Below are 8,794 nucleotides of genomic sequence, written 5' to 3' on the forward strand. Positions count from 1 at the left end.
AATGGCTAAAACTAGAACAAGAACTACTAAAGCATCGATAGCAAGAAGACTAAGGGAGGGACGAGGATCGGGACACTTCGCTGATTATAAGCCATGGCTCACGATTCATGATGTCCCGTCAACAGGTATTGTAACAAGAATAATGGGATGGAAGAGTGGGCGACTTCATCATTATTTGTCAGAGCATTTTGAACTAGCGCATCATTATCAGATGGAATGGTCGGAAGCAATTATTGATATAAGGGAACAATTCCCATTATTACCATTAGAAAAGACCTTGTTTATTGCAGAGAAACTAGGCATACGTCATCCAATTGATCCTAAAACTAAGTACCCTATCGTAATGACAACAGATATGTTACTTACAGTCAGAAAAGAAGAGGATATAGGTTTTATTGCACACTCGATCAAGCCAATCAATAAATTGAACAGACGAACACTTGAAAAATTGCAAATAGAGAAACATTTCTTTAAGGACGTGGGGATTGAATGGTCATTAATCACTGAGCAACAAATTAATTATGATTTGGTCAAAAATGTCGAATGGCTTCATACCGCTAAGTCACTTAGTTGTTTAGGTCATATTAACAGAGATATGGTGAATAAAATGCAATCAGTTCTTTATCAAGCGCTCAAACAGAGTGATGTCCCTCTGGCCAAAGTAACCTTGGCTTTTGATGCGCAGTACGCTCTGCCCAAGGGAACTTGTATTCAAATTGTGAAGCACCTAATTGCAAATCGTTTTTGGATCATTGATATGAAGCAGCGGGTAAAAGCAACCTTGGAACCTTTAATAATCAAAGAAAATAATTTTATGATTCGAGGTGGGCTTGATTGAGTTTATTTGTTAATAACATTCTGAAAAGAGAATCTCTAGATGGGAAGTTACAGGATTGTGAGAGAATCCTTTGGATGGATAACAAACAAGATGCTGTTATCACGATTTCCATTATTGACAAGAACGGACTTCCCAAATGGGGTTATCTTTCAGAACTCCAAAATGAACTCGATGCAGGCAAGATTATGAAGTTATCCTATGATCCCTATGCTAAGTTCATGATACCGGAGGAGAAATTAACCCCCAAAGAAATCGAAGTTAGGGAGCACGCCTGGTCTTGTATTAATGACATCGTAGAACGAGAGCCAAATATCTTTGATAAGAGTGAACGTTTTCAAATGATTAAGGATGTTTGTGAACGAAAAAATAAAGGGAAAAAGTTTATTTATAAGTACCTACGATATTACTGGATGGGAGGAAAAAAGATAAATGCTCTGCTTCCCCGCTTTAGAAATTGTGGCGGACCCAATAAGAAAAAAAATCCTACCCAAAAGATGGGGCGGAAGAGGATTACAACTATTATTGCGCCAGAGTTAAATGGTGTTTTAGTAAATGAGGAAACAAGAAAGAATTTCGACAAATACATTAGAACAATCTACTTAAAAGTGAATAGAAGGGATTCCGTTAAGCATACGTACATTGAAATGTTAAAAGGATGCTACGGCATAGAAACCAAAATAGAGCATGGCGTGGAGGTTCCCATTATTCCGCCTGATCATAAGATGCCTAGCATTGCTCAATTACGCTACCATATTCGTACTAGATATACCCGGAAAAAGAGATTAGTTGCTCGAGAGGGGAAAGTTAATTTTGATCGCGATTTTAGACCCTTATTAGGATCGGAGACTCTCAAAGCAACGGGACCGGGGCAAATATTCGAGATCGATGCTACAGTTGCAGATGTGTATTTAGTCAGCAGTGATGATTCGAATCAAATTATTGGCAGACCTGTAGTCTATATTGTTGTCGACGTTTGGACGCACATAGTTGCAGGGATGTATGTTGGTTTAGAAGGTCCATCTTGGCAGGGTATTATGATGGCTATTGAGAACACGTGCATGAACAAGGTAGAGTTCTGTGCACAGTATGATCTTGAAATAACAGAAGACGAATGGCCTTGCCACCATATGCCACAGCATTTTTTTTCAGACAGAGGGGAGATGGAGAGCAAAAATGCTGATTCATTAGGCAAGGCTTTGGGGATTAAGCTGAAAAATGCACCGCCATATCGGGCAGATCTTAAGGGTATTGTAGAGCAACAGTTCAGAACATTAAATTTAACGTTGCAACCATGGATGCCTGGTGCCGTGAAAAAGGAGTACATGAAGCGTGGAGGGCCAGACTATGTGTTGGATGCCAAATTAACGCTAAAAGACTTTACAAAGATGATGATTGAATTAATATTGCATCGAAACAATTTTCACTATATGAAGCACTATCCATTAGATAAAGCACTATCGAAAGATAAAATTAGGCCGATTCCCAGAGAATTGTGGAACTGGGGCATCGCGCATGATCATTTCCTTCAGGAGGTACCTCTTGATATTGTACGGCTGAATGTTTTGCCCGAAGCCGAGGTGACAGCAAGTTCTGAAGGCATCTATTTTAAGGGGATGTTTTTCGGTTGTGAAGAACTCAGTAGACAAGGCTGGTTCGTACAAGGGAAATCGATAAAAACAGTAATAGCCTACGACAGGCGGTGTATGGACTATGTCTATGTGAAGGTTCAGGATGGACGTAGCTTTATAAAGTGTCATTTGTTAGATAAGTCTTCTCGTTTCGCTGATTTGAGTTTGGAGGAGATTGAAATGAAAAGTTTTGAGGAAAAGTTACAGAAAAATTTATATAACTCTACCTTACTTCAACAAGAAGTCAGTTTAAGCGCAAGGCTGGAAAATATCAAAGCTCAAGCGGAAAAAAGGGCAGAAAATCAACGTGATAATTCATTGACTAAAACGGAGAAGAAAGCGAATATTCAGCCTGGAAGGAAAATAGAGCGGGATAAGTTGAGAAAAGAGCAGAGCTTTGAACTAGATAGATCCGTAGGGGCTGAGATGGAAGAAAATGAAGCAAATACAAATAATCAACTGTTAGAGACTTACAGACCCAAGTCCAAATTGGATATTTTATCTACTGCAAGGAGGAAGAAAGAAAATGACTAAGAAAGTAAATGCGGAGTTTATGTATCACTACACTCCGAGTTTAATCGGTAAACATGAAGAAGCTAATTATAAACCACAAGTAATCGGCAGCTACAAGAATAATCCATTTATTGAAGCATTGCCTCCCATTTTTGAGGAGGAGCACGTTGCAATTCATGTTGGTAAATACCCTGATTATAATGAAGAGCAAAGAAAGTTAGGAAATCAAACAAGACTCCATCTAGTTCAGCAAATCTGTGATTACGTAGAGCCATTGCCTACGCATTTATTAGTAGAGCAACGTCTTTCTAGATTAATGCGACATGGCTATAAAGCAAGGAATCCTTTTTTGCCTGAAACAATGAGGCAGTTCCATATTGGTTTCAAGGAAATATTGAATGCGGGAGTTGGAATTGATGGTGCAAATATAGCGGGAGTACGTTCTACAGCAACTGGATTTGCCATTTTAGGAGTAAGCGGTCAAGGGAAAACTACGGCTATTGAAAGCTCTTTGTTGTTATACCCTCAGGTGATTCATCACTCCGTCTATAATGGGCAGCCCTTTATTCGTAAGCAATTAGTTTGGTTAAAATTGAATTGCCCATTTGATGGCTCATTAAAAGGATTATGTTTAAATTTTTTTCAAGCGGTTGATTCTCACCTAGCTACGGATTATTTTCGGAAGTTTGCTTCTAAAGGCTCATCCGTGGATATATTGATTCCAATCATGGCCCATATTTCAACCTTACATGGGCTCGGCGTGTTGGTCATCGACGAAATACAAAATCTAAGCTTTATGAAGAGTGGCGGAGCCGAGCGAATGTTAAACTATTTTACCCAATTAATTAATACGATAGGTGTTCCAGTAATTCTTATTGGCACTTTTAAAGCAATGAAGCTGCTATCAGGTTCTTTCAGCCAAGCACGCAGAAGTACTGGCCAAGGTGACTTGATTATGGATCGATTAACAGATGGAGAGGAGTGGGAGTACTTCATTGAGCGGCTTTGGCGCTTTCAATGGACATCAAATCCGACAAAGCTTAGTGAGCCGCTTAAGAAGACAATGTATGAACTATCACAGGGTATTGTGGATATTGCAGTGAAATTGTATATGCTCTCTCAATGGGAAGTTATTATGTACGGAGATGAAAAGGAACGAATTTCAGTAAGCGTTCTTAAGGATGTTGCAAATCGGCATATGCGGCTCATTCAACCATTGTTAAAGGTACTGAAGCGGAATGATCCATCAGCAATGATGCTTATAGATGATCTGCGGCCTACATGGGATACACTAGATGAATTTCTTCAAAAGGCAACAGAGAAGGTGTGTCTACAAGGTGAAATACGTACGTTGGAAAAACGAAACGATAAAACAGCGATTAATCAAGAAATTTTCTTGGAACTGGTTAAAACAGCAATTGATTTTGGTGCCACTGCAGATGTCTCGGAAGTGATCTCTGAGCGTGTGCTACAACGAAATGAGTCTGAAAAGAATATTGTTGTTTTGAGGAAAGAGCTTCTTAAGGAATTGGAGCTCCAAGAAACAGCATCTGACATAGTCAATCCAGACGTAACAATGAAAACGAGCAGCGGTACAGGTACTAAGAGCAGGAAATCTAGAAAGAAGGAACAGCCTGTTCTAGAAGTGGATGATCTCAGGAATGCAACAAAGAGTACTAACATAAAAGAGGAAGAAATTTACGAGAAGTTAGTGGAACAGGGAATTGTTCCTTCGGAAGAAGAATTATCCAAACTAATTTTTTAAGAGTAATAGATTACGAGGAAGAAGGGAACACTAGCAATATAAACTCCGAAAAGGGTGATTATATTGTTAGCGTATTTCCCTTCTTTATACCCGGATGAAATTATATACAGTGGAATTGCTAGATATCATCTGATGTCAGGCAACAGAACGCAAAAACAAACGGTTCATGATTTATTTGGTAGCCGATTGGTGTGTGCAACTGTAGATTTACCTAGTCACTTGAGTGCTTTGGCTGCTAGGAGCGGAACTGCCTATACCACAGAGGAACTTATCAAAAATCACACACTTTATCCGTATTATACGTCCTATGTTTCAAAAGATAAGACAAAGGAATTGTATCGCTTAATGGCAGAAGGGAGTAGCAGGGGAGAATCTCATGTATTAATGGGAATTCCTGCATGCAGAATCAAACTGCCGACCAATTTAAAATATTGCAGTAGTTGCTATCAGGATGACACCAAGAAATATGGTGAGCCTTATTGGCATCGTTGTCATCAGTTGCCCGGTGTAAATATATGTCCGTTGCATAAGTCCATCTTAAAGGTCAGTACGATAGAATATTCAACGATTCATCACAAATTTTCATTTGTTTCTTTAACAATTTATAATGAAGCGGATTATACCGAACCTGTTATTGACTCCAGTTGGTTGGATCATCTAACATTCATTGCTGTTCAATCGAATTTTCTTCTACACTCTTCCCAAATAGCTAAAGAGGAAACCGCATCTTATAGAAAGCTACCATCAATGGAAGGCTACCGAACAGTAGGCGGTCGGGTAAGGATTAATCGCCTTATACAGAATTTTCGGAATAGCTACACGGATAAACTGCTGGAATATCTAGACTGTGGTATCGACTCAAATAGCTCTGATACATGGTTACATAAAATAATCAGGAATCAAGAAGAAATTACGCATCCACTAAGGCATTTATTAATTTTCGGCTTTCTTGAAAAATCTGTTGCTGGTTTTTCTGTCACCACCAATAATTTTCCATTTGGTAACGGCCCTTGGCCATGTCTCAATAAAGCGGCTGATCATTACAATCAAATGGTTATTGATAAATGTGTCGTTACTCGCTGCTCAACAACTACAAAGCCAGTTGGGACCTTTCATTGCAATTGCGGATTTATATATTCAAGAAGAGGTCCAGATACTTGCGATGAGGATATGAACCGAATAGGTAGAATTAAAAATTTTGGTTCGATTTGGTTAGATAAATTAAAGTGTCTTAATGAGAGCATTATAACTCTTCGTCAGAAGGCGAAAATTCTCGGTGTTGATCCAGGGACTGTAAAGAATCAAACGGAGATTCTAAATAATAATAAAGCAGCCTTATGTGCATCGAATAATCAAAAATATCTTTGCAAGTCGAGAAGAAACAACGAGAAAGGAGACTCGCTAACGAAGGTTAAAAGAAAAGTGGATTGGAATTCGCGAGATGACATTTTGTACGGCGTAGTGTTAAAGACAGTTGAGCAGATGAAGCAGTTACCTAATCCACAAAGAATAACGTTGAACTCAATAGCTAGATATACGGATTTAGGCCAACTGAAACATAAACTTATAAAGAATCTAAACAAGCTCCCTAAAACCAATGAATTTATTAATAAGCATGTCGATTCTACAGAGACATATCAAATACGTAGGTTAATTTGGGCTGCAAACAAGCTTCATGAGGTGGAAGGTAGGCTATCAGGGTGGAAACTACTGAAGTTAGCTGGCTTAAACCGTCCACTGAGGAAAGAAGTGGAAATAAAATTCATGGAATTGCTCAACTATTATTTTTGATTTGCACAGAAACAATTTAATAGAAGGTTAGTCGTTGTCTCCATATCATATATCTGCTTGAGAATAGGATTTCGAACAAATCGGAAATTTTATTAGAACTTAAATAGATGAATCATTGAAAAAGGAAGTATCATAATGTCGAGTTTAGCATTTTTTCCACAACTGTATCCGGACGAAGATATCAGAAGTATTATCTACAGATACCATCTTATGTCCCCCAATATTAAATTGTCAGATACCAAGGAGGAGCTATTTGAAATAAAGTCTTTCAAAATCCCAATGTTTCCTACCAATTTAATTAAGTTATACGAAAAATTACCGGATGGGCACCCGTTTGAATTTGATTATTTTATTAACCATCACACTTGGGCAAGACTTATTGGCTGTTTTCTAAAGAAGAGCGATCGAAACAAAGAAAATGAACTTATGCATATTCCAAATGAGAAGAATAAGGCCAATATATTTAATGGCACAAATCTATTTTCAAAACAGGTAAAGTATTGTTCTAAATGCCTACATGAAGATTATGAAAAATACGGTGAATGTTACGTTCATCGCGCACATCAATTCGGTTTTATTGCTTGCTGTCATCTGCATAAAGTTGAACTGATAGATTGTTGCCCTAATTGTATGTGCTCTCTTAGTGAGGATTATGCAAAAAGACTGTTGTCAACTCCCAAATGCCGTAGATGCTTAAGTGATATTGAAGTAAATAGAACTCGCAATGAATGTTCCATTCTTGACTACCAGAATACTCTACTTGAAGACCTCTATACATTGAACTCTCTCTCGGACATCATTCATGCTGATCATATACAAAGCAAAATCATGATGAAAATGTGGGAGCTTAATTTTATCCATTATGGAGGTCGGTTTATGCGCCGCGAGTTATTGAAAAACATAGTAGATAACCATAGTCCTGCACAACTAGAGGTTACAGGATTAAATGTTAGTACATTACTATCGCAACATTTTGCCAATGTTTTTTTGCATCCTTTTCATATGAGGACGCATATCCTTTTTTATGTCCTGTTAATAAGATATTTTTTCGGTTCAGTAACAAACTTTTTGAAGTATGAGCATCCTATTGCAAATCCAATTCCATTTGGTAATGGTCCATGGGAATGTCTAAACCCAATATGTATTCAGTATGGAAAGAAGACAATTCAAAGATGTGACCGTAAATTGAAAATCTCAGGAGGGATTTCAATTACAACAACATTTCAATGTATAGTATGCGGGTATACTTATTCGAAAAGATGGATGCGTGGCAGAAAAGAATCCCAAAAGCCACTTACTGTTTCAATGGGGCATTTATGGTATGAAAGAGTAGTAACATTATATTTAGAGGGATTCACGCCATATCAAATCCAAAAGGAAACAGGGTATTCTGAAACAGCCATAAATAATTGTATTCGAAGGTTAAAAAAATCTAGGTCTACACATTATGAAAAAAGTCCACTACTAATTACTCGAGACATTGTACAGGTCATTGAGCAGACGGGCGCTATAACTATTAATGAAAAAAAAGATTTATATCGGTTGACTCTGTTGCAAACTTCTCAGTCTAATAAAACAAATAAGCGAATTTTTCTGCTGCGTATGCATCCTCGAGAATACAATTGGCTGCAAAGAAACGATAGTGTTTGGATGGATGAACATTTCCCGAGAGAAAAATTAGGAATAGAAAAGCTTGCTCTTCAATCCTTTGATGAAATATTATCACAAAAGATATGTGCAATAGCCTCAGAAATAAAAGAGGATTCAAATTCTCGATTACTGAAATTTAATATAATGAATAAACTATCTCCGTTGGAAAAGTCACGGCTGCTAACATTTAATCAAGATCGGTTGCCGGCTAGTAACAAAGCACTTATTGAATCTATTGAGGATATTGATTCCTATAGAATCAGAAAAGTAGGTGGAGTTGCTAAAAAGCTATAAAGGAGATTTGGTAATCAAAATATATCCTTTGATACATTAATCAGTTATTCAAAATTATATGAGTCATGTAGTCTGAAATTGAAAATAAAAACAAAGGATTTACTAAGACAATACCATGAGGATATGAGTGATCTTTGAAATCATGGATACATGGTCGGCTGTCCTTCAATTGGGTCATCGGAGATTATATGCAGATAGGACAAGTATTGAACTCCCTCGGTAAAATGTAGTTTTCTCACGAATGCTCGCTTATTCGCAGGATCTCTCCAATAGATAAATCGCTATTCGGATAGAAGAGGGGGTGTACCGTCAAAT

5 protein-coding genes are annotated in these 8,794 nt (G+C 37.7%); all 5 read left to right on the top strand.

Annotated features, from left to right (window positions below):
* The first annotated feature begins 1 nt into the window (after position 1).
* The 5 genes from AC6B99_RS31915 (at position 2) to AC6B99_RS31935 (ending at position 8,479) form a co-directional block, all read left to right on the top strand.
* Positions 2 to 838 (top strand): TnsA endonuclease C-terminal domain-containing protein, encoded by an 837-nt coding sequence (locus tag AC6B99_RS31915; protein ID WP_494862842.1) that lies wholly within the window; start codon positions 2 to 4, stop codon positions 836 to 838.
* Positions 835 to 3,000 (top strand): TnsB C-terminal domain-containing protein, encoded by a 2,166-nt coding sequence (locus tag AC6B99_RS31920; protein ID WP_496665063.1) that lies wholly within the window; start codon positions 835 to 837, stop codon positions 2,998 to 3,000. Before AC6B99_RS31915 ends, AC6B99_RS31920 begins: the two co-directional genes overlap by 4 nt.
* Entirely contained in the window at positions 2,993 to 4,744 is a 1,752-nt protein-coding gene (locus tag AC6B99_RS31925) for an AAA family ATPase (protein WP_494862838.1), read from the top strand. Before AC6B99_RS31920 ends, AC6B99_RS31925 begins: the two co-directional genes overlap by 8 nt.
* 63 nt (positions 4,745 to 4,807) lie before the next feature.
* Positions 4,808 to 6,535, top strand: coding sequence for a TnsD family Tn7-like transposition protein (locus AC6B99_RS31930; RefSeq protein ID WP_494862836.1), 1,728 nt, complete (start codon positions 4,808 to 4,810; stop codon positions 6,533 to 6,535).
* 135 nt (positions 6,536 to 6,670) lie between these two features.
* Positions 6,671 to 8,479 (top strand): TnsD family Tn7-like transposition protein, encoded by a 1,809-nt coding sequence (locus AC6B99_RS31935; protein ID WP_494862834.1) that lies wholly within the window; start codon positions 6,671 to 6,673, stop codon positions 8,477 to 8,479.
* Positions 8,480 to 8,794 lie beyond the last annotated feature (315 nt).

The organism is Paenibacillus liaoningensis (assembly GCF_059609455.1).